The organism is Candidatus Pantoea bituminis (genome assembly GCF_018842675.1).
In the GTDB taxonomy this organism is placed as follows: Bacteria; Pseudomonadota; Gammaproteobacteria; order Enterobacterales; family Enterobacteriaceae; genus Pantoea; species Pantoea phytostimulans.
Genome location: NZ_JAGTWO010000004.1, coordinates 3,926,302 through 3,951,689, shown reverse-complemented (window position 1 = coordinate 3,951,689; position 25,388 = coordinate 3,926,302). Strand labels below are relative to the sequence as shown.

Annotated in this window: 23 protein-coding genes and 4 pseudogenes; 16 read left to right on the top strand and 11 right to left on the bottom strand. The window is 50.3% G+C overall.

All coding sequences use genetic code 11. From position 1 onward, the window contains the following. Window positions 1-37: 37 nt before the first annotated feature. The 3 genes and pseudogenes from rfaC to rfaD form a co-directional block, all read right to left on the bottom strand. Entirely contained in the window at window positions 38-1,012 is a 975-nt protein-coding gene (rfaC, locus tag KQP84_RS22255) for a lipopolysaccharide heptosyltransferase RfaC (protein WP_215848158.1), read from the bottom strand. After that, a pseudogene (rfaF, locus tag KQP84_RS22250) lies at window positions 1,000-2,057 on the bottom strand (ADP-heptose--LPS heptosyltransferase RfaF). Before rfaF ends, rfaC begins: the two are co-directional and overlap by 13 nt. A gap of 17 nt (window positions 2,058-2,074) precedes the next feature. Beyond that, window positions 2,075-3,007 carry an ADP-glyceromanno-heptose 6-epimerase gene (gene rfaD / locus KQP84_RS22245; RefSeq protein WP_215848157.1) on the bottom strand — a complete coding sequence of 311 codons (933 nt, stop codon included), beginning with the start codon at window positions 3,005-3,007 and terminating at the stop codon, window positions 2,075-2,077. A 230-nt stretch (window positions 3,008-3,237) separates the two neighbouring features. Here rfaD and KQP84_RS22240 point away from each other — a divergent pair. The 3 genes and pseudogenes from KQP84_RS22240 (at window position 3,238) to KQP84_RS22230 (ending at window position 6,655) form a co-directional block, all read left to right on the top strand. Beyond that, a pseudogene (locus KQP84_RS22240) lies at window positions 3,238-4,460 on the top strand (glycine C-acetyltransferase). After that, entirely contained in the window at window positions 4,444-5,472 is a 1,029-nt protein-coding gene (gene tdh / locus KQP84_RS22235; protein ID WP_215848156.1) for an L-threonine 3-dehydrogenase, read from the top strand. Before KQP84_RS22240 ends, tdh begins: the two are co-directional and overlap by 17 nt. Window positions 5,473-5,560: 88 nt before the next feature. After that, window positions 5,561-6,655: a glycosyltransferase gene (locus KQP84_RS22230; RefSeq protein WP_215848155.1), complete on the top strand. Its 1,095-nt coding sequence runs from the start codon at window positions 5,561-5,563 to the stop codon at window positions 6,653-6,655. 2 nt (window positions 6,656-6,657) lie between these two features. Here the strand turns inward: KQP84_RS22230 and KQP84_RS22225 are convergent. Further along, window positions 6,658-7,678, bottom strand: a pseudogene (locus tag KQP84_RS22225) (glycosyltransferase family 9 protein). A gap of 285 nt (window positions 7,679-7,963) precedes the next feature. Here KQP84_RS22225 and KQP84_RS26475 point away from each other — a divergent pair. The 6 genes and pseudogenes from KQP84_RS26475 (at window position 7,964) to coaD (ending at window position 13,100) form a co-directional block, all read left to right on the top strand. Further along, window positions 7,964-8,176: a hypothetical protein gene (locus KQP84_RS26475; protein WP_505543754.1), complete on the top strand. Its 213-nt coding sequence runs from the start codon at window positions 7,964-7,966 to the stop codon at window positions 8,174-8,176. 103 nt (window positions 8,177-8,279) lie between these two features. Further along, window positions 8,280-9,355, top strand: a pseudogene (gene rfaQ / locus KQP84_RS22220) (putative lipopolysaccharide heptosyltransferase III). Next, entirely contained in the window at window positions 9,348-10,481 is a 1,134-nt protein-coding gene (locus KQP84_RS22215; protein ID WP_215848154.1) for a glycosyltransferase family 4 protein, read from the top strand. The pseudogene rfaQ and the gene KQP84_RS22215 overlap by 8 nt, the downstream one beginning before the upstream one ends. 92 nt (window positions 10,482-10,573) lie before the next feature. Continuing rightward, the gene (gene waaA, locus KQP84_RS22210; RefSeq protein WP_215848153.1) at window positions 10,574-11,848 is read left to right on the top strand and encodes a lipid IV(A) 3-deoxy-D-manno-octulosonic acid transferase; all 1,275 of its coding nucleotides are present in this window, start codon (window positions 10,574-10,576) and stop codon (window positions 11,846-11,848) included. Further along, window positions 11,848-12,624, top strand: coding sequence for a glycosyltransferase family 2 protein (locus KQP84_RS22205; RefSeq protein WP_215848152.1), 777 nt, complete (start codon window positions 11,848-11,850; stop codon window positions 12,622-12,624). Before waaA ends, KQP84_RS22205 begins: the two co-directional genes overlap by 1 nt. Beyond that, entirely contained in the window at window positions 12,621-13,100 is a 480-nt protein-coding gene (coaD, locus tag KQP84_RS22200; RefSeq protein ID WP_215848151.1) for a pantetheine-phosphate adenylyltransferase, read from the top strand. Before KQP84_RS22205 ends, coaD begins: the two co-directional genes overlap by 4 nt. Before the next feature lie 2 nt (window positions 13,101-13,102). On the opposite strand, the gene mutM is transcribed toward coaD, so the two are convergent. From mutM to radC, 4 genes are all read right to left on the bottom strand, one after another. Then, window positions 13,103-13,912: a bifunctional DNA-formamidopyrimidine glycosylase/DNA-(apurinic or apyrimidinic site) lyase gene (gene mutM, locus KQP84_RS22195; RefSeq protein ID WP_215848150.1), complete on the bottom strand. Its 810-nt coding sequence runs from the start codon at window positions 13,910-13,912 to the stop codon at window positions 13,103-13,105. 69 nt (window positions 13,913-13,981) lie between these two features. Next, the gene (gene rpmG, locus KQP84_RS22190) at window positions 13,982-14,149 is read right to left on the bottom strand and encodes a 50S ribosomal protein L33 (RefSeq protein WP_003024094.1); all 168 of its coding nucleotides are present in this window, start codon (window positions 14,147-14,149) and stop codon (window positions 13,982-13,984) included. A 20-nt stretch (window positions 14,150-14,169) separates the two neighbouring features. Beyond that, complete coding sequence (gene rpmB, locus KQP84_RS22185; RefSeq protein WP_215848149.1) at window positions 14,170-14,406, bottom strand: 50S ribosomal protein L28; 237 nt, start codon at window positions 14,404-14,406, stop codon at window positions 14,170-14,172. 241 nt (window positions 14,407-14,647) lie between these two features. Then, complete coding sequence (gene radC, locus KQP84_RS22180) at window positions 14,648-15,304, bottom strand: RadC family protein (RefSeq protein ID WP_215848148.1); 657 nt, start codon at window positions 15,302-15,304, stop codon at window positions 14,648-14,650. Window positions 15,305-15,488: 184 nt separating this feature from the next. On the opposite strand from radC, the gene coaBC reads away from it, so the two are divergent. From coaBC to slmA, 3 genes are all read left to right on the top strand, one after another. Continuing rightward, a complete protein-coding gene (gene coaBC, locus KQP84_RS22175) occupies window positions 15,489-16,709 on the top strand; it encodes a bifunctional phosphopantothenoylcysteine decarboxylase/phosphopantothenate--cysteine ligase CoaBC (RefSeq protein ID WP_215848147.1) in 1,221 nt (406 codons plus the stop codon). After that, the gene (dut, locus tag KQP84_RS22170) at window positions 16,687-17,145 is read left to right on the top strand and encodes a dUTP diphosphatase (RefSeq protein WP_215848146.1); all 459 of its coding nucleotides are present in this window, start codon (window positions 16,687-16,689) and stop codon (window positions 17,143-17,145) included. Before coaBC ends, dut begins: the two co-directional genes overlap by 23 nt. A gap of 88 nt (window positions 17,146-17,233) precedes the next feature. Then, window positions 17,234-17,860 carry a nucleoid occlusion factor SlmA gene (gene slmA / locus KQP84_RS22165; RefSeq protein ID WP_215848145.1) on the top strand — a complete coding sequence of 209 codons (627 nt, stop codon included), beginning with the start codon at window positions 17,234-17,236 and terminating at the stop codon, window positions 17,858-17,860. 32 nt (window positions 17,861-17,892) lie between these two features. On the opposite strand, the gene pyrE is transcribed toward slmA, so the two are convergent. Then, complete coding sequence (gene pyrE, locus KQP84_RS22160; RefSeq protein ID WP_215848144.1) at window positions 17,893-18,534, bottom strand: orotate phosphoribosyltransferase; 642 nt, start codon at window positions 18,532-18,534, stop codon at window positions 17,893-17,895. Window positions 18,535-18,583: 49 nt separating this feature from the next. Further along, the gene (rph, locus tag KQP84_RS22155; RefSeq protein ID WP_215848143.1) at window positions 18,584-19,300 is read right to left on the bottom strand and encodes a ribonuclease PH; all 717 of its coding nucleotides are present in this window, start codon (window positions 19,298-19,300) and stop codon (window positions 18,584-18,586) included. A gap of 148 nt (window positions 19,301-19,448) precedes the next feature. Here rph and KQP84_RS22150 point away from each other — a divergent pair, with 148 nt between their 5' ends. Continuing rightward, entirely contained in the window at window positions 19,449-20,633 is a 1,185-nt protein-coding gene (locus KQP84_RS22150) for a NupC/NupG family nucleoside CNT transporter (protein ID WP_215848142.1), read from the top strand. A 35-nt stretch (window positions 20,634-20,668) separates the two neighbouring features. Here the strand turns inward: KQP84_RS22150 and KQP84_RS22145 are convergent, their stop codons facing one another. Beyond that, window positions 20,669-21,094, bottom strand: coding sequence for a DUF3574 domain-containing protein (locus tag KQP84_RS22145; RefSeq protein ID WP_215848141.1), 426 nt, complete (start codon window positions 21,092-21,094; stop codon window positions 20,669-20,671). A 156-nt stretch (window positions 21,095-21,250) separates the two neighbouring features. On the opposite strand from KQP84_RS22145, the gene KQP84_RS22140 reads away from it, so the two are divergent. The 3 genes from KQP84_RS22140 (at window position 21,251) to KQP84_RS22130 (ending at window position 25,293) form a co-directional block, all read left to right on the top strand. Further along, window positions 21,251-22,114, top strand: a complete 864-nt coding sequence (locus tag KQP84_RS22140) for a YicC/YloC family endoribonuclease (protein ID WP_215848140.1) — start codon at window positions 21,251-21,253, stop codon at window positions 22,112-22,114. Window positions 22,115-22,934: 820 nt separating this feature from the next. Beyond that, window positions 22,935-23,858, top strand: coding sequence for a kdo(2)-lipid IV(A) palmitoleoyltransferase (lpxP, locus tag KQP84_RS22135; RefSeq protein WP_215848139.1), 924 nt, complete (start codon window positions 22,935-22,937; stop codon window positions 23,856-23,858). Between the two features lie 292 nt (window positions 23,859-24,150). Further along, on the top strand, window positions 24,151-25,293 hold the full coding sequence (locus tag KQP84_RS22130; RefSeq protein WP_215848138.1) for an alanine racemase: 1,143 nt from the start codon (window positions 24,151-24,153) through the stop codon (window positions 25,291-25,293). The last annotated feature ends 95 nt before the right edge of the window (window positions 25,294-25,388 follow it).

The following is a 25,388-nucleotide window of genomic DNA, read 5'->3' as shown; positions in this document are numbered from 1 at the left end:
TTAATACATGGGCTGGGGATGTTTTTCTAAAAATATTTTATCTTATCTTGTTAAGAATTGACGTTAGTTTGGCAAAAACGTCACGGCTAATAATTGAGTTAAGATTATTATCCTCAGCCTTCATGCTGTATTGATTCTTGCCATAACCACCAATTAACCCCGGATCGGTTGGGCCATATAAAGTGATATTAGGGCGATCAAGCGCAGCGGTAAGATGACTTAAACCGGTATCTACGGATACCACTGCACACGCGCCAGCCAGCTGTTGCGCTACGGCTTCCAGCGATAGCTTCGGTAAGACTTCAACATACTCGAATCCTTCCGCCAAACGCTGTGCCCGCTGATGTTCATGCTCGGCGCCCCAAGGCAATTTCACGCGTAAACCCATTGGCTGAACCAGCTCAATCAATCCACGCCAGTGATCTTCCGGCCAGTGTTTATTATCACGTGTGGTGGCATGCAGAAAGATTAAATAAGGAGCGGCATCTTCTGTCGCGATCGTCGAGAAATGACCGGCAATAGCATAATCGCCCTGCGTCTGTGGCTTTTCGTAACCAAGACTTTTAGCAAAAAGTTCTCGCGTACGCTCAACAGCGTGCTGCTTCTTACTCACTTCATGGCGTATGTCGTACCACCAGCTGGCGAAAGGTTCACGCGCGCTGCGACTATCCTGACCATGTTTTACACCTTTTGACAGGCGTGTAACCAGCGCAGCACTTTTAATCAGCCCTTGTGCATCAATCACAATATCGTACTGACGTGACTGCAATTCTCGCTTGAACAACACGCGCTCTTCACGCTGTTGACTCCCAAACCAGTGTTTACGCCAGCGGCGAATTGCCACCGGCAGCACTTTATCTACCGCTGGATGCCAGCCTGGAATCTGAGCAAAGTTCTCTTCCACCGCCCAATCGAAACGAATGCCAGGAATGGCGTGCATCGCATCCGTTAGCGCGGGCAATGTGTGCAACACATCGCCCATTGAAGAGGTTTTAACAATCAGGACGTGCATGACATCTCCTGCTCGCTATTCAATAACGCATTTAATTCCTGATGAACGCGAACTGGTTGAATGTCGATCATGCTTTGATGATAACCCTGCTCTGCGTCGCCTTTACGTACTTTGTGATAGCCCGTAATCAGGCGAATCACCCGCGCTTGCCTGGCGAGCGGTGGTGTGAAGTCTGGGCTGCTCGGTCCATACAACGCCACTAACGGCCGGTTTAGTGCAGCGGCGATGTGCATCAAACCAGAGTCATTACTGACTACTGCACGGCAATGCGCCAGCAGAATCACTGCTTGTTCCAGCGACGTATCGCCGGACAAATTACGGCAATGGGAACGAGCTTCGTCAGGTAATGCCGCAATGATCTCTTCACCGGTAGGACGATCTTTTGCCGAGCCGAACAGCACCACTTGATAGCCTTCAGCGATGAGTTGCTGCGCCAACGCGGCATAATGGTAGTGCGGCCAACGTTTAGCTGGACCAAACTCAGCGCCAGGGCAGAAGCCCACAATAGGACGATCGGCAGAAAGCTGAAACTGCGCTGCCGTTTCAATTTTTCCTGATCTTCAACCTGCAACTGCGGCCACAACAAAGGCTGCGGCAGCTGTTTTGCTGAACTGACTGGCGTGTCATAGCCCAGCGCAACATAGCGTTCGACCATCAACGGAAAAGCCGCTTTGTCCAGCTTACGCAGATCATTTAGCAGGCCGTAACGCATTTCCCCACGCCAACCAACGCGACGTTTAATTCCTGCAAAGAACGGCACCAACGCAGATTTAAAGGAGTTAGGCAGCACATAGGCGCGATCATAATGGCTACCGCGCAGCGACTTGCCCAATCGACGTCGCTCGCCGATTTCCAGCGCGCCATGTCCAAGCGGCATCGCCAGCGCCTGATTCACTTCCGGCATGCGTGACAACAGCGGACGGCACCATGCGGGTGCCATCACGTCAATCACGGCATCAGGATGCTCGGCCTTGAGCGTACGATAGAGACTTTGCGACATCATCATATCGCCGACCCAAGATGGGCCGATAACCAGAATTTTCATTGCCGGTGCAGGTTCCTTTACGCGTTACGGTTCAGCCAAACCATGTATTCAGCCACACCTTGCGCCACGGTTTTAAACGGTTTGTCATAGCCTGTCGCGCGCAGATTAGTGAGATCGGCTTGTGTGTAGGCCTGATAACGTCCTTTGAGTTTTTCCGGGAACGGAATGTACTCAATCTGACCTTTTTCATGGAATTTCAGCACAGCATCAGCCACTTCCTGGAAAGATTCAGCACGACCAGTACCACAGTTATAGATTCCCGAAACGCCATTCTCCCAACACCACAGGTTCACAGCGGCAACATCATCAACGTGAATGAAATCGCGTTTGAAGCCATCGCTGCCTTCAAACAGTTTTGGATTTTCATCGTTGCTGATCTGCGTATTAAGATGGAAAGCTACGCTGGCCATGCTGCCTTTGTGCCCTTCACGCGGGCCATACACGTTGAAATAACGGAATCCACAAACAGGCGAATTAGCTTCTGGCAGAATCTGACGCACGTAGTGATCGAACAACATTTTTGAGTAGCCATAAACGTTCAGTGGCTGCTCATATTGACGCTCTTCAATAAAGTTTTCGTTGCGTCCGCCGTAAGTCGCAGCAGATGAGGCATAAAGAAACGGGATTTCACGCTCAAGGCAGAAGTGCAGCAGCTCTTTCGAATACTGATAGTTATTATCCATCATGTATTTGCCATCCCATTCGGTGGTGGCAGAGCAGGCACCTTCATGGAATATCGCTTCGATTGGACCGAGATCATCACCAGCCATCAGGCTAATCAGAAACTCTTCTTTGTCCATGTAATCGCTGATATCCAAATCGACCAGATTCGCAAATTTGGTGCCGTCTTTCAGATTATCCACCACCAAAATGTCGGTGTGACCGCGATCGTTCAGCGCCTTGACGATGTTGCTGCCAATCATTCCTGCGCCGCCAGTTACGATAATCATGTTAATACCTTCGAAGTTATGGGGTGAAACAGGAGGTTCCACACGCTAATGACTATTATCATAACATTTCATCAAGGTGCAGACAGCCAGATGACTCTGTAACCATTTGTACTTCACGCGCCGAGGCGTGAACTATGCTGCAAAATTGACATTCTGTTGGGCGATTTATCGCGATTGGACTCTCTGCTCAGTAAGATGTGCCAAATTTCCGCCATCTGAGGAGAGCAATGATGCCAGCGCAATTTTATCAACAATTACGTCAGCAACTGGATACGGCGCGTCAGGAAGGGTTGTTTAAACAAGAACGCATTATTACGTCTGCCCAACAAGCCGATATTGAAGTTGGGGACGGCAATCACGTCATAAATTTCTGTGCCAATAATTATTTAGGCTTAGCCAATCATCCCGCCCTGATTCAGGCCGCCAAAGACGGCATGGATTCTCACGGCTTCGGCATGGCTTCGGTGCGCTTCATCTGCGGTACGCAAGATGCCCACAAGCAGCTGGAAAAAGTCTGGCTGAATTTCTCGGCATGGAAGATGCCATTCTCTATTCATCTTGTTTTGATGCTAACGGCGGCCTGTTCGAAACCTTACTGGATGCAGACGATGCCATTATTTCTGATGCGCTAAACCATGCCTCGATTATTGATGGCGTGCGGCTGTGTAAAGCACAACGTTATCGCTACGCTAACAATGACATGCAAGAACTGCGCGCCTGTTTACAGCAAGCACGCGATAAAGGTGCGCGTCATATTCTGATTGCCACCGATGGCGTGTTCTCGATGGATGGCGTCATCGCTAATTTAAAGGCCATTTGCGATCTGGCTGACGAATTTTCTGCGCTGGTGATGGTTGATGATTCTCATGCAGTGGGATTTGTTGGCAACGCCGGGCGCGGCACGCACGAATATTGCGATGTCATGGGCCGCGTCGACATTATTACTGGCACCTTAGGCAAAGCGCTGGGTGGCGCATCGGGCGGTTATACCGCTGCTAAAGCGGAAGTGATTGAATGGTTGCGCCAGCGCTCACGTCCTTATCTCTTTTCTAATTCCCTGGCACCCGCCATTGTCGCTGCCTCGCTTCGCGTGCTGGAGTTACTCAGCGAAGGTGATGGCCTGCGTCAGCGCTTATGGGATAATGCCCGCTATTTCCGTCAACAGATGACAGCCGCCGGATTTACTCTGGCTGGCGCCGATCATGCCATCATTCCAGTCATGCTGGGTGATGCGAATGTGGCGCAGGAATTTGCCCGTTTGCTCCAGCTGGAAGGTATTTACGTTACCGGCTTCTTTTATCCGGTGGTGCCAAAAGGTCAGGCGCGCATTCGCACCCAGATCTCTGCGGCGCATACGCAAGAGCAACTCGAACGCGCGGTGGCCGCTTTTACCCGCATCGGTCAACAACTTGGCGTCATTGCCAGAGGAACCGCCGATGAAAGCACTCGCTAAACTGAAAAAAGAGCCCGGTATTTGGATGGTGACGGATGCGCCGATTCCTGAGCCAGGTCATAACGATCTGCTGATCAAAATTCGTAAAACGGCTATTTGCGGCACCGATGTACACATCTACAACTGGGACGACTGGTCACAGAAAACCATTCCGGTCCCGATGATTACCGGCCACGAATATGTGGGTGAAGTCGTTGCTATTGGTCAGGAAGTGAAAGGCTTCACTATTGGCGATCGTGTTTCAGGCGAAGGGCATATTACCTGCGGCCATTGCCGCAATTGTCGCGCCGGACGTACGCATTTATGCCGCAATACCGTCGGTGTTGGCGTAAACCGCCAGGGCTGTTTTGCCGAGTATTTGGTGATTCCTGCGTATAACGCCTTCAAAATTCCTGAAAACATCTCTGACGAATTAGCAGCGATATTTGATCCTTTTGGTAACGCAGTGCATACCGCGCTCTCCTTTGATCTGGTTGGTGAAGATGTTTTGATCAGTGGTGCCGGGCCAATTGGTATTATGGCCGCAGCCGTTTGCCGCCATGTGGGTGCGCGCAATGTGGTGATCACCGATATTAATGATTATCGGCTTGAGCTGGCCCGCAACATGGGCGTAACGCGAGCAGTTAACGTGGCACAGGAAGATCTCCATGATGTGATGCACTCGCTGGGCATGACGGAAGGTTTCGACGTCGGATTAGAGATGTCAGGTGCGCCGCCCGCTTTCCGCAGTTTGCTAGAAGTGATGAACCACGGCGGACGCATTGCGCTGTTAGGCATTCCGCCCGGTGAAATGGCTATCGACTGGAATCAGGTGATTTTCAAAGGATTATTCATCAAGGGTATTTATGGCCGCGAGATGTTTGAAACCTGGTACAAAATGGCCGCGCTGATTCAGTCAGGACTCGATCTCACCCCGATCATTACGCATCGCTATCACATTGATGATTTCCAACAGGGCTTTGATGAAATGCGCTCAGGACGCTCAGGAAAAGTCATCCTGAACTGGGATTAACGCGAGGCTAAAGGTCGTTTCGGGATAGCGCCAGCGCCAGCGAAAAGGTATAACTGGCGCTTAATTTTACCGAAGTTTTGGACGTGATATGCGCATTTTGATGATCATTGATGGCTTGCCTGGCGGCGGCGCTGAAAAAGTCGTACTGACCCTAAGCGAGTGTATGCAGCAGATGGGCCATGACGTCAGCCTCTATTCTTTAGCCGAGGTTTGCGCATATAAACTCCCCGAAGGCGTAGCCTATAAAGTGGTGACGCAACACAGCAAGGCGCCATGGCGTAAGCTCACTGAGCTGTCTCGTCGAGCCAAAAAGCTGGACCAGGTGCTAAGCAAGGACGAAGCCGCCAACGGTAAGTTTGACCTGATTATCTCCAATCTACATAAAACCGATCGCATCGTTGCGCGCTGTAAAGCTATCGATCCCGCTCGACTGTGGTATTGCATTCATGGCGTTCTCTCATCAACTTATCTTGGGCACCGCAAGGGCCTGAATTACACGTTGAAAAGAAACAAGATGGCGAAAATTTATCAGGGCAAAAATATCACTGCTGTTTCCCAGGCGGTACTTGATGATCTGATTGACGTGATGGGCGTAACACCCGCCAAAACAGCGGTCATTAACAATCCTTTTGACAGCGCTACGCTTCGCCAGCGGGCCAGTGAACCGTGTGATTTGGCCGGTACCGATTACATCATCAACGTGGCACGCATCCACCCGCAAAAACGACAAGATCGCCTTCTCCACGCATTTGCTAAGTCAGGCCTGCCATGCAAACTGGTTTTACTGGGAACCGGCACCGAAGAGCGTATTCAGGCAGCCAAAAGCTTGGCTGAAGCGTTAAACATTGCCGATCGCGTGTTGTTCTTAGGCTTCAAGGAAAACCCTTTTCCTTATATTAAACATGCCCGCATGATGGTTCTGAGCTCGGACAGTGAAGGATTTGGCAATGTGATTGTGGAATCACTGATGTGCGGAACGCCAGTGATCAGTACTCGCTGTCCCGGTGGTCCCGAAGAGATTTTGGTTAAAGCGGGCATGGCTGATTTATTGACGCCAATTGATGCGCAGGCTTTGGCGGACAAGATGGTGGAGATTTACCACCATTTGCCGCATATCAATGAATCTTCTTTGGAACATTACGACGTCAAAAAAATCACTCAGCAGTATACCGAGTTGGCCTGATCTTATGAGGCTGCCTGCAATTTCTGCCAGGCAGCCCAGGCTTCATCAACGCTGATATCGGCACAATCGCCAGACGCTGACTGCAAAATAGCATACTGACCAGACCATGGATGCCAGGCTGCCGCGTTGGTGTCACCAAAAAAGACTACCTGTCTTTTATGTAACGCGGCGGTGATATGCATTTGACCGCCATCACTACACAGCACCTGTTCACAGCGATCAAGACCGGCAATCAATTCACGAATAGATGAGGTTGGATAGGCAATTGCGCGCGGTGAATTAACCTGTTGCAACAAAGATTGCATACGAGCCGAATCACCGACATCGTTGGGATCTAATGCACCCTGCGGCGACCAAAACAGCAGCACATGGGCTTTAGGATCTTGCAAAATTTTCTCAATGATCTGCGCATAAGATTCCACCGGCCAGCGGCGTTTAACGCTACGACTACTGATGTGAATGCCATACACGCGCGCATCTTGAGGAATTTTATCCGCCAGCCGTTTCTCCGCCTCACCCTTTTCCTGCGGGCTCAGATAAACATTCACTTCCGGGATGGCAACAGCCGATGGCGCTAATTTGGTGAGATAGGTAAAGGTATGTTCTACCTGATGTGCACCATTGAAATCCTCCTTAGCCAGCGGGATAGTTAACTCGGCGGGATTGGTACCGGCACCGATTATTTTTTAGCTCCCGCCATCGTAGCCAGGCGCAAACTGTATTTACAGGGCACCGGATTGGCTAAAATCGTCATATCAAATGTTGTTTTACGCAGCGCAAAAAGATTTTTAGCCTCTGTAGATACACCTTCAGTGCACTTTCGCCTTTTTCACGGTGTTTTGATTTTTTATAGACATATAACTCATCAATGTACGGATTATTCAGCGCCACATCCTGAGCCACTTTGTTGACTAAAACAGTTAACTTTACATCGGGCCAGGTACGTTTTATTCCCTCAATTAGCGGTGTCGTACATACCATATCACCGATATTGTCACGTCTGATTAGCAATATATTCTTCATAAAAGTGGGCCCAATTGGCAATGAATGGCTTTCTAAAAAGGTCAGGAGGTATGCAACATAAATGCAAAAAATCTCTACGTTTGACCCTTATTTTAAATAAAGTTCTGATGGATGAAAGGACTGAGTATCAGAGACTAAAATAATGCGCCACAGTAGTCGAATCGAGAAAGGGCTAATACCTTATGTGTATTGGCTCATTCATTAAGTTCCTTTTCCCTGACATTACGGAAAAAGTTGAGGGTAAGTCTGGCTTGTCACCCCCGCCTGGACGCACGCGGCCAGTGAATTCTTTGCCATTATCGCGACACAAAGGGAATTTATTCGGTTTCTCACTATCAAATCATCCGTAAAGCGTTCAGCACTTGCCACAACGTAAGTCGAAAACCCGATACCCAAGCCCGAAGAGCAATCATTGTAGATATCTTTTCAACCGAAACACATTTTTGTATGTTGATAAATGTATATGGCCTGGCGCAGGCGTTTCAGTTGCTGCTTTAGTTTGCCGCTTCTGTTTGGCGTAACAAATAACCCGAATGGCTGGCTTTAACCCCTAAAGGCTTTGCCATACAATCGGTTCATTCCAATTTGAGAACACTGGTTTATGGCAAGCCCGATTTTGGCAAACATTTCTCCGCAAAATATTTTGCTTATCAAGTTACGCCATCATGGCGATATGCTGCTGACGACGCCTGTTATCAATGCGCTTCATCAACGCTATCCGCAGGCGAATATTGATGTATTGCTGTATCAAGAAACGCGTCCGATGCTGGAAGCGCACCCGGCAATTCGTCGCCTGCACATCATTGACCGCAAATGGAAGAATGAAGGTGCCTGGCGTAAGTTAGCGCATGAACGTGCGCTGATCGCTGATGTTCGCGCCTGCCATTATGATTTAGTGATCAACCTGGCCGATCAGTGGCGTGCAGGAATCATTACGCGTTTATCGCGAGCACCGCTGCGTATCGGTTTCGCATTTAAGAAGCGCGACAATGCTCTTTGGCGATTTTGCCATAATCAGTTGGTTTCTACCGCCGATCACAGCACGCTGCATACCGTTGAACAAAACATGAGCGCGCTTGCGCCGCTCGGCATTAGCCGTGAAGGTGCACGCGTCTCAATGCATTACAGCGAAAACGACAAACAATACGTCCTATCAACGCTGCTCGAAAACGGTATCAATTCGCCCTTCATTGTGGTGCAGCCCACTTCCCGTTGGGGTTTTAAATGCTGGGAAGATGAGAAAGTCGCAGCCACCATCGATCAGCTGGCAAAACAGAATCGAAAAGTGATATTGACTGCCGCGCCAGATCAAAAAGAACGAGTAATGATTGAACACATTCAATCTTTATGTCGTTCGCCAGATGTGGTTTCGCTCGCAGGAAAATTCTCATTGCCGCAGCTAGCCGCGCTGATCGATCACGCGCAGCTGTTTATTGGCGTTGATTCCGCGCCAATGCACATGGCGGCTGCACTTGATACACCCTGTATTGCGCTTTTTGGCCCAACCAAGCTGCAGCACTGGCGGCCTTGGGGGAACATAATCGCGTCATTTGGGCGGGTGATTATGGCCCATTACCTTCGCCAGACTCGATTGATACCAACACGCAACAGCGCTTTCTTTCCATCATTCCAGTAGAGGATGTGGTTGCCGCAGCAAGGAGCTACCTTAATGAGTAAGTTACGTCTGGCCATTGTGCGCCAGAAATACCGTCCCGATGGCGGTGCCGAACGCTTTATATCGCGCGCGTTGGAAGCGTTGGGCAGCGAGCAGCTGGACCTGAACATTATTACGCGTAGCTGGCAAGGTACGCCTAATCCTGACTGGCATTTGCACATCTGCAACCCGGCCAAACTGGGTCGAGTTTCACGTGAACGTGGTTTTGCTCAAGCAGCTCGAGCCTGCTGGGAACGAGAGAAGTTTGATATCGTACAGAGCCACGAGCGCATTGCTGGCTGTGATATTTTTCGTGCCGGTGACGGCGTGCATCGCGTCTGGCTTGAGCAACGCGCGCGCATCGTGTCGCCCATGCAGCGCTTGAGCGCCAAACTGAGCCCTTACCACCGCTACGCATTGCAGGCAGAAGCGGAGATGTTTAATTCTCCAACGCTCAAAGCCGTTATCTGCAATTCAGACATGGTAAAGCGCGATATCTTGCGCTGCTTCTCACTGAATGCCGATAAAATTCACGTTATTCATAACGCGATTGATGCTGAGCGCTTTCAGCCTGCCACCGAAGCGACTCGACACGCTACACGTCAGCATCTCAAGCTGCCGGACAGCGCTACAGTCCTGATTTATGTCGGTTCCGGTTTTGAGCGTAAAGGCTTAAAAGCCGCTATAGAGGCGTTGGCAAAGAGCGATCGCTATCTGATTGTGGTAGGACAAGACAAGCAATTGCAGCGTTATCAACAACTGGCGAATCGCTTTAACTGCCTGGACCGCCTGCGCTTTGTCGGCGTACAACAGGATGTGCAACCCTTCTATCACGCTGCCGATGGCCTGCTACTGCCAACACTCTACGATCCTTTCCCAAATGTTGTGCTGGAAGCAATGGCTTGCGGCTTACCGGTGATCACCAGCACCGGCTGCGGTGGAGCAGAATTTATCACGGCTGGTCAAGAAGGCTTCGTCTGTGATGCTTTGGATATCAACGCATTAAGTGAAGCCATTCAGACTATTCCTGCACTTTCAGTGGATTCAAGCATGGGTGAAGCTGCACGCCGCAGAATTGAACCTTATGGGCCACAAAGGCTGGCTCGCTCCTTAACATCACTCTATCAGCAGGTGTTAAAGACCAACTGACAAAGTCAGATGAGTGCGCGAGTGGTTTCTGATAACATGCCGCAATCTGACTTTATTGTATTTTTTGACGCCAACGTGTCGTAACGGTAACTATGACGACCATTTACACCGCATTGCTCTATCTTATTCAGCCACTGATTTGGCTGCGCCTGTGGCTGCGCGGTCGTAAAGCTCCGGCATACCGTAAACGCTGGGCCGAGCGTTACGGCTATTGTGTAGGCAAAGTTCAACCACATGGCATTGTGCTGCATTCGGTTTCCGTTGGAGAAACGTTAGCGGCCGTTCCGCTGGTGCGTGCTTTGCGCCATCGTTATCCGACGTTGCCCATTACTGTCACCACAATGACGCCAACCGGCTCCGAGCGCGCTCAGTCTGCGTTTGGTAAAGATGTGCATCACGTCTATCTCCCTTACGATCTGCCCGGCTCCATCAATCGTTTCCTTGATACGGTAAATCCAAGATTGGTTATCATCATGGAAACTGAGCTATGGCCGAATATCATTCGTATTCTGCATAAGCGACAAATTCCTTTGGTGATTGCTAACGCGCGTTTATCAGCGCGTTCGGCTAAAGGTTATCGCAAACTGGGCAATTTCATGCGTCAGTTACTGCAAAGCATTACGCTGATTGCGGCCCAGACCAGTGAAGATGGCGACCGTTTCGTTGAGCTAGGTTTGAAACGCGCCCAGCTAACGATTACCGGCAGCCTAAAATTTGATATCTCAGTAACGCCAGAACTGGCTGCTCGGGCAGTCACGCTGCGTCGGCAATGGGCGCCGCGTCGTCCAGTGTGGATCGCCACCAGCACCCATGAAGGTGAAGAAGCTATCGTGTTAGATGCTCATCGCCGATTGCTGCAAACTTTCCCCGACCTGTTATTGATTCTGGTGCCACGTCACCCTGAGCGTTTCAACGATGCACGTGAGCTGACGCAAAAGCGTGGTTTCAGCTTTATTTTACGCAGCAGCGGTGAAATCCCTTCCGGTTCGACTCAAGTGGTCATCGGCGATTCAATGGGTGAATTAATGCTGCTTTATGGCATTGCTGATCTGGCATTTGTGGGCGGCAGCTTGGTAGAACGTGGCGGCCATAACCCGCTAGAACCCGCAGCACATGCTCTTCCTGTGCTGATGGGCCCGCATATCTGGAACTTCAAAGATATCTGCAGTAAATTGCAGGAAGCACAAGGTTTAATCACCGTCACTGATGTGATCTCTCTGGAAAAAGAGGTCGCTAATTTACTGAAGGATGATGATTATCGCCGCTATTACGGCCGCCATGCCGTAGAGGTGCTGCATCAAAATCAAGGTGCTTTGCAGCGTCTGCTACAGTTACTCGAACCTCATTTACCGCCACGGGCCCATTAATGCCAACACGCCAACGTCTTTCGGTGGTGATGATCGCCAAGAACGAAGCGGAGCTGTTGCCGGCTTGCCTTGCCTCCGTTGACTGGGCCGATGAGATTATCGTGCTAGATTCTGGCAGTGCCGATAATAGCGTTGAAATTGCGCGCGAAGCGGGCGCTGAAGTGTTTCACGCTGACAGCTGGCCAGGCTACGGCAAACAGCGTCAACGTGCGCAAAGTTACGCCAGCCACGAAATGATTTTGATGATCGATGCTGATGAGCGCGTGACGCCTGAATTACGCAACGCCATTGAGCAAGTATTAATGACGCCGCCCAGCAACACTGTTTACAGCCTGTGCCGTAGTAACCTGTTTCTGGGCCGTTTTATGCGTCACAGCGGCTGGTATCCCGATCGCGTAATGCGCCTTTATCCCCGCACGCTCACTTATAACGATAATCTGGTGCATGAATCACTCAATACCCAAGGCGCGCCAGTTCAGGTATTGAAAGGCGATCTACAGCACCTAACCTGCCGTGACTTAATCGCTTTCCAGCGCAAACAGCTTGCCTATGCTGAAGCCTGGGCAAAAGAACGCTTTCAGCGCGGCAAGCGTTGCGGGCTGTTCTCCATTTTTAGCCATACGCTGGGCGCATTTATTAAAACGCTGCTGCTACGCGCCGGTTTTCTCGATGGCAAACAAGGCTGGATACTCGCGATGGTCAACGCGCAGTATACATTCAACAAATACGCAGCGCTTTGGGCGCTCGGTCATGCCAAGGCAAAAGGGCGCATATGAGTACTAAAGCCATTTATCCCGGAACCTTTGATCCCATTACATTGGGGCATCTTGACATTGTGACGCGCGCAGCCCAGATGTTTGATCATCTTGTGGTGGCGATAGCGGCCAGCCCGAGTAAAAAGCCGATGTTTGACCTGGATGAGCGTGTAGAACTTGCTCAGCAAGTGATTGCGCACCTGCCTAACGTTGAAGTGGTTGGCTTCAGTGATTTAATGGCGAACTTTGCCCGCGCGCAGCAGGCTAATGTCCTGGTGCGTGGATTACGTGCAGTATCGGATTTTGAATATGAAATGCAGCTGGCGCATATGAATCGTCATTTGCTGCCTACGCTGGAAAGCGTGTTCCTGATGCCCTCTGAAGGCTTCTCCTTTGTCTCCTCTTCGCTAGTGAAAGAGGTGGCGCGCCACGGCGGCGATGTCACCGCCTTCCTTCCAGCGCCAGTACATCAGGCATTACAAGCTAAGCTAGCGTAGCGTTAATGTTGGCAGTTCGGGCACCAGTAAGTACTGCGCTGCCCGTGCTTGCCGCTAATAATCGGCATTCCACACGCACGACACGGCTCACCGGCTCGGCCATAAACCTGCAATTGCTGTGCAAAATAGCCTGGTTTGCCGTCGCTCTGTAAGAAATCACGTAAAGTGGTACCGCCCTGCTCAATCGATCGCAGCAGCACCGCTTTGATCGTGTTAGCCAGTAATTCGGCTTCCTTTTTGCTCAGGCTCATTGCGGGTCGCTCGGGTAAGATCCCAGCAGTAAACAAGGACTCACTGGCGTATATGTTGCCAACGCCAACCACCACTTTGTTATCCATCAACCACTGTTTAATCACTGTGCGCTTACCACGCGACTTCTCAAAAAGATAATCACCATCAAAAATATCACTGAGCGGCTCTGGGCCAAGGTGTGACAGCACACTGCTGCCCGCTAAATCGCTGCTCCACAACCAGGCACCAAAACGCCGTGGATCGGTGTAACGCAGCACTTTGCCGTTACTCATAACCAAGTCAACATGATCATGTTTAGCTGCAGGCAACTCTTCGGGTAACACCCGCAAACTGCCAGACATGCCGAGATGGATAATGATCCAGCCGTGCGGCAACTCTAACAGTAAATATTTAGCACGACGCTGAACGCTGAGAACCGGCTGATCGCTGAGCGCGAGAATTTCTTGAGAAACAGGCCAGCGCAAACGTGTGTTACGCACAATGGCGTGCAGGATAGTTTCTCCTACCAGATGCGGTTCGATACCGCGACGGCTGGTTTCAACCTCAGGTAATTCTGGCATAGCTTCTCCTCAGCGTTTTTCACAAACAAAAAACCCGGCCGGAGCCGGGTTTTTAGCAGAACACTAAAATTACTTAATTTTAGCTTCTTTGTAGAGCACATGCTGACGTACAACCGGATCGAACTTTTTCAGTTCCAACTTCTCTGGTTTAGTACGTTTGTTCTTCGTGGTGGTATAGAAGTGACCTGTACCAGCAGAGGAAACCAGCTTGATCTTCTCACGAATACCTTTAGCCATGATTCAGTTCCTTAGTACTCTTAGTACTTCTCACCACGGGCACGCAGATCGGCCAAAACCGTATCAATGCCCTTTTTATCAATAGTACGCATACCTTTTACAGATACACGCAGAGTAACGAAGCGCTTCTCGCTCTCAACCCAAAAACGGTGTGAGTGCAGGTTCGGAAGGAAACGGCGTTTCGTCGCGTTCATTGCGTGGGAACGGTTGTTACCGCTCACCGGGCGCTTTCCAGTTACCTGGCAGACTCGTGACATGTCAATATCTCCAAAAATCAAATCAGCTCGAGCTTTAAAAATTAGGTTTTGGCCGCCTCGTCAGGCTCATAGCCCGCCAGGCGAGTTCCATGGAACCCGCTAAGCTGGCCTAACCGCCAAACCCGAGATTCTCAAAGGTGGCGTAGTATACGCCGCTCGGCGCAAGTGCTCAAGTCCCGAACAGATAAAGATCCCGAATGATCGTGTAAAAAGCCACCATCTGGACCCTATTTTCTTATACTTAAAGCCATCCACGCTCGGCAAATGAGACATATTCACCATGGCCAATCACTAAGTGATCGAGCAAACGAATGTTCAGTAAACCACAGGCTTCGCTCACTTTATGTGTAATTTCACGGTCGGCCTTGCTCGGCTCAGACATGCCAGAAGGGTGATTATGCGCCAGTATCAATGCCGCTGCATTGACCTTTAACGCTTCCCGCACAATCTCGCGTGGATGTACCTCGACGCTATTTATTGAACCAGAAAACATCTTTTGCGCCAGTAACACACGGTGTTGATTATCCAAAAACAGCGCCATAAAGATCTCACGTTCCTGATGCGCTAACAGGCTTTGCAAGTAATGCCGTGTTACCTGTGGATTTTCCATCGCATTTTCGCGCGCAAGTTGGCTGGCAAAGAAACGTTTTGCCAGCTCGGCAATCGCGTGCAGTTGCGCGAGCTTCGCATCACCCACCCCTTTAATGCCACTGAAAGCCGCTTTGCTTGCTGTCATGATGTGATAAAGCGAGCCGAACTCTTGCAACATCTGCTGCGCCAACACCATGACGTTGACGCCTGCTGAGCCGGTGCGCAAAAAAATGGCCAGCAGCTCCACATCGCTCAGTGTTTCCGCACCCAAAAGCTGTAATTTTTCTCGCGGTGTCATACTTTCCATGGTGGTTCTCCCTGATGTCTTTACTATCCTGACGAATCACACCGTCTGCTGCCATCAGCACTGCGTCGTTTTACGAGGCGTCTCGCAAACGGCAGGGAGTGAAAAAGCGATTTAGGGGTTTTATGGTAAAGTTCGTGCATTAAGTCGCGCCAGACGCGGCAAACCGTTTAGTGAGGCCAACAGCATGATGGGATTAGCCGGTAAAAAAATTCTTTTGGGCGTCAGCGGCGGAATCGCCGCGTATAAAGCACCTGAATTGGTTCGTCGCCTACGCGATCGCGGTGCCGAAGTCCGCGTAATGATGACGGAAGGCGCTAAAGCCTTTATTACTCCACTCAGCTTGCAAGCTGTTTCCGGCTATCCGGTATTTGATGACTTGCTTGATCCGGCAGCCGAAGCCGCAATGGGTCACATTGAGTTGGCCAAATGGGCCGATCTGATTATCCTCGCCCCGGCGACAGCGGATTTGATTGCTCGCGTAACAGCAGGCATGGCGAACGATCTGGTGACCACGTCGTGTCTTGCTACCGCCGCACCGATTGCTGTAGTGCCGGCAATGAATCAACAAATGTATCGTGCCGCTGTAACGCAACAAAATCTGCAAACATTGCATGCCCGTGGTCTGTTGATTTGGGGCCCGGACAGCGGCAGTCAGGCCTGTGGTGATGTGGGGCCCGGTCGCATGCTGGATCCCCTTCAGATTGTTGACCATGCCGTGCAGTGGGCGTCACCCGTCAACGATCTGCAACATATCAACATTATGATTACGGCCGGCCCAACCCGTGAGGCGCTCGATCCGGTGCGTTACCTGACAAATAAAAGCTCGGGGAAAATGGGTTTTTCCATTGCAACCGCAGCGGCCAAACGCGGCGCAAACGTCACGCTGGTCGCTGGCCCAGTCAATCTGACCACGCCAACTGGGGTAAAGCGTATTGATGTCACCACCGCTTTAGAGATGCAATCAGCAGTGATGGGCAAGATAGACCAACAACATATTTTCATTGCAAGCGCAGCCGTGGCAGACTACCGGGCCGCTGAAATTGCGGCTGAGAAAATCAAAAAACAGGGTGGCGATGATAACGTTACGCTACAGCTCATAAAGAATCCCGACATTGTCGCGGGTGTCGCTGCATTACAGAAAGGTCGGCCTTTTGTCGTTGGATTTGCCGCTGAAACCCAGAATGTGGAAGAATACGCCCGGCAAAAACGGGTGCGCAAGAATCTGGACCTAATTTGCGCGAATGACGTTGCGAAAGCCGGACAAGGATTTGATAGCGACACCAATGCGCTTCACCTTTTTTGGCAGGAAGGAGGAAAACACTTACCGCTCAGCGATAAGTCGCTCCTTGGCCAACAATTATTAGACGAGATTGTCAGCCGTTATGATGAAAAAAATAGACGTTAAGATTCTTGATGCGCGTGTCGGCAAAGATTTCCCACTGCCAACTTACGCGACCTCGGGTTCCGCTGGGTTAGATTTACGCGCCTGCCTGGATGGTGCACTGGAAATTACGCCAGGCACGACCACGCTGGTACCTACTGGTTTGGCAATTCATATTGCCGATCCAAGCCTGGCTGCAGTGATTCTACCGCGCTCGGGTTTGGGCCATAAGCACGGTATCGTTCTGGGTAATCTGGTGGGCCTGATCGATTCCGATTATCAGGGCCAGTTAATGGTTTCTGTATGGAACCGCGGTCAGGAAAGCTTTACGCTGCAGCCCGGCGATCGCATGGCACAGCTGGTTTTTGTGCCAGTGGTGCAAGCCGAATTCAATCTGGTTGAAGACTTTGACGCCAGCTTGCGCGGTGAAGGTGGCTTCGGTCATTCAGGCCGCCAGTAACCCGCACTACCCACTTTCACTTACGCCAATCATTTTAGTTCTCATCGCCATGAGACGCTCTCTTGTGGCAGATGCGTAGGTGTTGCCTGTGTATGGTGAATTTCAGGGGTCTTTAAGATCATGGCAGAAAAAAGTCGCGAAAAGGAACCGTCGCGAAGAGATATTGCAGGCGCTGGCGCAAATGCTGGAATCCGGCGATGGCAGTCAGCGAATTACTACCGCTAAACTGGCGGCGAATGTAGGCGTTTCTGAAGCGGCTTTATATCGTCACTTTCCCAGCAAGACACGCATGTTCGATAGCCTGATCGAATTTATCGAAGACAGTCTGATTACCCGCATCAATCTTATCCTCAAGGATGAGAAAGAGACGATGACGCGTCTGCGTCTTATCGTGCAACTGATTCTGGGGTTTGGTGAGCGTAATCCAGGGCTGACGCGTATTTTGACCGGCCATGCGCTGATGTTTGAGCAGGATCGCTTACAAGGGCGTATTAATCAGCTGTTTGAGCGTATAGAAGTGCAGTTGCGTCAGGTGATGCGTGAGCGAAAAATGCGTGAAGGTGAAGGTTTTCAAACAGATGACACGCTTTTAGCCAGTCAGCTTCTGGCATTTTGTGAAGGATTACTTTCACGTTATGTTCGTTCTGAGTTTCGCTTCCGGCCAACAGCAGACTTTGACACACGCTGGCCGCTGATCGCCTCACAGTTAATCTAATAAAAAAGGCGGGCATCACACCCGCCTTTCGATTAAATTCCGTAAGATTTTTGGTAAGCACGTACCTGCGCTAAATGATCGGCCATTTCTGGCTTCTCTTCCAAATAAGCAATCAAATCTTTCAGCGTAATAATCGCGGTGACTTTGCATTTATAGTCACGTTCCACTTCCTGAATCGCTGAAATATCGCCACGCCCACGTTCTTGGCGATCCAGTGAAATCAGTACGCCTGCCAGCGTCGCATTGTGCGCGCTGATAATATCCATTGATTCGCGAATTGCCGTACCCGCGGTGATAACGTCGTCCACCAGCATGATGCGTCCTTCAAGCGGACTGCCTACCAGCAAACCGCCTTCGCCATGATCTTTCGCTTCTTTGCGGTTAAAGCAGTAAGGAACGTCACGGTCGTGATGATCGGCTAACGCAACTGCGGTGGTGGTGGCGATTGGGATGCCTTTATAAGCGGGACCAAACAGCAGATCAAAATCCACACCGCCATCGACCAACGCTTGCGCGTAAAAGCGTCCTAACAGCGCTAAATCCCGTCCGCTGTTAAACAGACCGGCGTTAAAGAAATAGGGGCTTTTGCGCCCAGACTTTAAAGTGAACTCACCGAACTTGAGCACCTGCTTGTTCAAGGCGAATTCAATAAACTGACGCTGCCAGGATTTCATCTCTTACTCCTCAAATAAAGAAAAGGCGACTCTATGGTCGCCTGTTACATCAATTTTCCAGTGCGGCCTTCTGCGCCTGAATTAGCTCTTCAATCCCGCCTCGCGCCAGCGCCAGCAGCGCCAGCAACTCTTCGTGACTGAACGGTTCGCCTTCAGCGGTGCCCTGCACCTCGATCATGCGACCGTCTTCCATCATCACGACGTTCATGTCGGTTTCAGCAGCGGAATCTTCAACATATTCCAGGTCGCACAGTGCTTCGCCGTTAACGATGCCGACAGAAATTGCAGCAACCATGCCTTTCATCGGATTAGCTTTCAGCTTGCCCGCTGCTACCAACTTGTTCAATGCATCGGCTAGCGCGACGCAAGCACCTGTAATAGAGGCAGTACGCGTACCGCCATCAGCTTGAATGACATCGCAATCGAGGGTGATAGTGAATTCACCCAAGGCTTTGAGATCAACAGCAGCGCGCAGTGAACGAGCAATCAGGCGCTGAATTTCTAGCGTACGACCACCTTGTTTGCCTTTCGCGGCTTCACGCGCCATACGGCTGTGCGTTGAACGCGGCAGCATGCCATATTCGGCGGTGACCCAGCCCTGACCTTGGCCTTTGAGGAAACGCGGAACGCCTTCGTCCACCGTGGCAGTGCAAAGCACTTTGGTTTCACCGAATTCCACCAAAACGGAACCTTCAGCGTGTTTGGTGTAATTGCGGGTCAATGTGACAGGACGCACCTGTTGTGCGCTACGGCCTGCTGGACGCATGGTAATCTCCGGCTTGCTAATGATTGGCTGCGCATTATACGGACTTCCGTGCCTGCTGTCTCTTGCTGCGGCCTCTCGCTTTGCGAGATGAAATTATGCGTCGACTGTGGCTAAATGCCCCTCTCTTTCTCTTTCAAATATAAAAAACATGGCCGCTATTCTTCATTTCCTGCTCGCGCTGGTGGTGATTTTCGCCCTTGCGCTATTGGTCAGTCATGACCGCAAACAGATTCGCCCACGCTTTATCATTCAACTGATTGTTATAGAAGCCGCTTTGGGTTGGTTCTTTCTGCATTCTGCCAGCGGACTGGCGCTGGTCTGCTCGGTTGGCGGATTTTTTGAAACGCTGCTGGGCTTTGCCGCACAAGGTACTGAGTTCGTGTTTGGCGGCATGAGTAAACAAGGTTTAGCGTTTATCTTCCTGGGCGTGCTTTGTCCGATTGTCTTTATCTCCGCGCTCATTGGTATTTTGCAGCATTGGCGAATTCTGCCGCTGCTGATTCGCCTGGTAGGAACGCTGCTGTCAAAGATCAACGGCATGGGCAAGCTTGAGTCGTTTAACGCCGTAAGCACCCTGATTCTGGGCCAATCGGAAAACTTTATCGCCTATAAAGGTATCCTTGGCGATATTCCACCTAAGCGCCTTTACACCATGGCCGCCACGGCAATGTCCACGGTTTCGCTCTCCATTGTCGGTGCATATATGACAATGATTGATGCCAAGTATGTGGTCGCAGCTCTGCTGCTTAATATGTTTAGCACCTTCATTATTCTGTCCATCATTAATCCGGGTAATAACCAAGACCAGCAGGAAATTGCACTGGATAAACTGCATGAAGATCAGAGCTTTTTTGAAATGCTGGGTGAATACATCCTGGCGGGTTTCAAAGTGGCGATGATTATTCTGGCCATGCTGATTGGATTTATTGCGTTGATTGCGGCTGTGAATGCGCTGTTTGCGGCGGTGTTTGGCTATAGCTTCCAGCAGTTACTGGGTTATGTGTTTTATCCATTTGCCTGGCTGGTTGGCATTCCCTCGGCAGATGCATTGCAGGCGGGTAGCATCATGGCAACGAAGCTGGTCGCCAATGAATTTGTCGCCATGATTGAACTGCAAAAAGTGGCTGCAGGTATGAGTCCACGTGGATTAGGCATTCTGTCAGTGTTCCTGGTGTCGTTTGCCAACTTTGCTTCCATCGGCATCGTTGCCGGGGCAATCAAAGGCCTGAACGAACAACAGGGCAACGTAGTTTCACGTTTTGGCTGGAAACTGGTTTATGGCTCGACGCTGGTAAGCCTGTTGTCAGCTGCCTTTGCGGGACTGTTTATTTAAGACGAAGCGGCGGCCTGCGAGCCGCCTATTCTCGCTTAAAAGCTGACGCAAACCGGCGCATCCACGCGCATCACCGATTCCTGACCAAAACGTTTTTTATAAACGCTGCGCAACGCTTCTATCGGTGCATTACTTTCAGCATTGATACCGTGAATCAACATCAACGCTTTGCTGTTCTCACGTGCCAGTTGACCATTCTCACCCAGCCATTGACCTTTCGCCTCATAAACGGACAAGCCCTGCTTGAAACGTGGCGTGACCTCTTTATCGACAAAATTCATCCAATCGAGCGAACTCACCGTGCCGCCTTGCGGCTTACTCAGACCGAACCACAGCGTGGTCTGTATCATCACGTCGCCACCAGCACAAATCGGTTGCGGCTTCGTGGGTGGTTCGGGCGGTGTCTTGCAGCCTGCCAGTAACAAAGCCAGCGCAAGAGGAAGGGCAATAACGCGAGCCATGCGTGTTCCTCAATAAATAAGTCAGACTTAATCATAAGTGCCTGTGGTTTAAAGAGGAAATCTTTCCTATTCCTGATTCTGCTGCGCTTATGCCTGTTATGCGCTGCGCTGCCTCGCTATACTTCACCCAATCTTTCTGAAAAATGAGTAACGCTTATGATCCGCAGTATGACCGCTTATGCCCGCCGCGATGCAAAAGGCGAATGGGGCAGCGCCGCCTGGGAGCTGCGTTCCGTAAACCAACGCTATCTTGAAACGTATATCCGCTTGCCGGAACAATTTCGTGGTCTGGAGCCAGTGATCCGCGAACGCATTCGCCAACGCCTGACGCGAGGTAAAATTGAGTGCAACCTACGTTTTGATGCGAATCCGAGCGCACAAGGTGAACTGATGCTCAATGAAGCGCTGGCAAAACAGCTGGTGCAAGCGGGCAATTGGGTCAAAATGCAGAGCGATGAAGGCGCGATTAATCCCATGGATATTTTGCGTTGGCCTGGCGTGATGTCGGCGAAAGAGCAGGATCTCGATGCGATTAACACTCAGCTGCTGCAAGCGCTGGATGGCGCGCTGGATGATTTCATTGCCGCGCGTGAAAGCGAAGGTACTGCACTGAAAGCGATGATCGAACAACGTCTGGAAGGTGTATCGCAGGAAGTGATCAAGGTCCGCGCACAAATGCCTGAAGTCATTAAATGGCAGCGTGAGCGTTTGGTGGCGAAGCTGGAAGATGCTGAAGTGCAGCTGGAAAACAATCGCCTTGAGCAAGAGCTGGTAATGATGGCGCAGCGTGTTGATGTGTCAGAAGAGCTGGATCGCCTCGAAGCGCATGTTAAAGAAACCTATAACATCCTGAAAAAGAAAGAAGCCGTTGGCCGTCGCCTCGACTTTATGATGCAGGAGTTTAATCGCGAATCGAATACGCTGGCATCAAAGTCGATCAATGCTGAGATCACCACCTCCGCGATTGAGCTGAAGGTGCTGATTGAACAGATGCGCGAGCAGATTCAGAACATCGAGTAACAGTATTCAGAAGCGACGCAGAATGTTGCCAAGCCCGTCCGTGCGGGCTTTTTTGTTAACACGGATGAAATGGCCTTGTGACTAAGGTGCATTCACTTTTCTGTCTGCCTTGGGTTTAGAACAATCATCAGCTTGGTATAAAGCGTATTCAGTTTGTTTTCCACGATGGCATTTTTAGCAGATAAATAATCTCATGTGATCAAGAGATTAAACTCCCACTTATGTGTACTCCTGTTAATCATCGCGCTTGTCGACCCGCGTTGTCTTAAATGCCTCGAAACGGTCAAATTTCAAACGCCTCATGCGATATAATGAATAAATGAGGCGAGATAAACAGGTACTTGACCATTAAATGCGCTTTCTTATCCGCTAAATGTTTTATGAAAATTTATGCGCTGTTTGTTTTTTACGGCATTTCAATGGCGGTTTAGATTTGGTTGGCAAACCTCTTTATGCTCAACGTTTTTGTTTGTTAGTAACGTGAATAAATTGCTGTAAACTGCCGTGTAAGTAATGCGTAATGATTAATAAGAAATAATTTCCAGACAGGTCTCATTAGCGCATCAGCCCAAGATTCCTTTATAATTAACGAACTTACTAAACCACTGTTAAATATCGCTTTTATCTCATGCCATCCACTTTATTTGTTAAGCTATGTGCCCTCCATGAATCCAATCAATCCTGTAGATTCTGGAGTTTACCTTTCTTTGAAGGCACTATTTGATAAAGTGCTGGTCGAAATCAGTACAGCTGTACCGCCTGGGGAACTCATGGAAATGCTCTTTGTGCGATACATCCATTTATTCCATAAAGGTTAGCAATGAAAATCACCGGACAATTTAGCGCCTCGCTGCTGCATCCGCGCTACTGGGTCACCTGGTTTGGCTTGGGCGTGCTCTGGCTGTTGGTCCAACTTCCCTATCCCATTCTTATCCGCCTCGGTGCGGGCGCGGGTAAAATCTCACGTCATTTTTTACAACGCCGTGAACGCATTACACGTCGCAATATCGAACTTTGTTTCCCTAACATCAGTGATGAAGAAGCTGAGCGTATGATTGCAGGTAACTTTGCTTCGCTGGGCATGGCATTGGCAGAAACCGGTATTGCCTGGTTTTGGTCCGACCGCGCGGTTAAGCGCCTGTTTAAGGTATCCGGTTTAGCTAATTTGCATTCCGCGCAAAACGAAAAACGCGGAGTCATGCTGATTGGTGTGCATTTTATGTCTCTGGAACTGGGCGGCCGAATCAGCGGCTTATGCCAGCCGATGATGGCAATGTATCGTCCACACAACAATCTAGCGATGGAGTATGTGCAGACCAAAGGTCGCATGCGCTCCAACAAAGCGATGATTGACCGTCGCGATCTACGCGGCATGGTGCATGCATTAAAACAGGGAGAATCGGTGTGGTTCGCCCTCGATCAGGATTACGGCCCGAAAGGCAGCACCTTTGCGCCCTTGTTCGCCGTGGAAAAAGCAGCAACCACCAACGGCACATTTGTTTTATCGCGTTTAGCGAAACCGGCTATGGTGCCTATCATGCTGATTCGTAACCCGAATAATGATGGTTATCATTTGATCATCGAACCTGCGTTAGAAAATTACCCGCATAATGATGAAGCGGCGGCGGCGGCCTATATGAATAAGGTCATCGAAAACCAGATCCTGCGTGCACCAGAGCAATACCTTTGGCTGCATCGCCGTTTTAAAACGCGTCCACCAGGCGAAGCGTCACTTTACGTCTAACCTTTACGTTCGATAGAAAAAGCAGGCTTTGAGCCTGCTTTTTTGCGTGATTGTTTGTCCAGCAGCCGATTCAAACCAGGTATTCCCGACGCATCCAGTTGATCTTATCTTGGCAACCTCAGCAATTTCCCCCGCTCACATACTCCACGTAGCTCAGCCAGGTTCCATGAGGAGAGTATTAAGAAAGAATTCAGGTAAGGACTTTCAGAAAGCACTATCAAAAGCTGTCTGGCATTCGTACAAAAATTGATGAATGATGTCTGTTTTAAGCAAGCCAATGCAGGAATTTCGTATGGATATGAACAGCGCCGACAACTGGCAACGCCCTCTTTTTGACGATCGCCTTACGCCTTTCATCGAAGTCGATGCACAACGACTTGAACAGAATCTTCAGCGCATGCAGGCAAAAGCAGATAACGCTGGCGTGGCGCTACGCCCTCACATCAAGACCCATAAAAGTGTGTTTATTGCGCGCCGCCAGCAAGAGTTAGGCGCACAAGGTATTACGGTATCGAAGCCGAGTGAAGGTGTGAGTTTTTTACGTGGTGGAGCGCGTGACTTGCTGCTGGCTTATCCTGTAGTCCGTGCTGAAAGCATCGCGGAGTTATTACAACAGGCAGCACAGCATCAAGCGAAAATCACTTTAATTGTTGATGCGCTACACGGCGTCGCGGCGATAGCTGAAGCACAGCGTAAACAGCCTGATTGTGAACTTGCCGTGGCAATCAAAGTGGATGTGGGTTTGCATCGCATCGGGGTTAATCCCCATAACGATGAGGCGATAAAACTGGCGCAAGCACTCAGACAAAACGGGCTACGCTTTGCTGGATTGGTTTCACACGCAGGTCATGCTTATGGTGCCGGAAATCCAGCGGCTATTAGCAAGATCGCAATACAAGAAGCGCAACTGATGTTTGCGCTGCAAGCCCAACTGCACCAGGCAGGCTTCAACATTTGTCCCGTGTCCGTGGGATCGACGCCGACTGCATTGGCCGCCAATGTTGTGCCTGGCACACACGAAATCCGCCCTGGAAATTATGCACTACTCGATCTCACTGCCTGTCGCCTTGGATTAAGTAGCGTGGATGAGTTAGCCCTTAGCGTTATCACGCGTGTGGTAGCCGTGAATGAGCACTTTGCTATTGTAGATGCAGGCTCAAAAATGTTGAGCTCTGATAAAGGGCCGCACGGTACTAACGCCAGCGGCTTCGGCATAGCGGTAGACGAGAGGGGTAATACTTACGAGGTCAGCAAGTTATCTGAGGAACATGGTTTTATCGTTTATCAGGATATTCGCCCTGTGGTTGGCAGCTTGCTTCGTATCTTTCCCAATCACAGTTGCGCAGTGATGGCGCAATCTGACAGCTTTGTCTTACGCCATGCAGATGGTCGCGGCCAAGTTGAACCTGTGTCAGCACGCGGCAACTTTATCTGATCGATCACTAACGGGCAGCACGCAAGGCTGTCCTTTGTACGAACTTAACCTCATCGACCCCACACTTCTGCCTGTGTAACGTTTTCCCGGTTTCA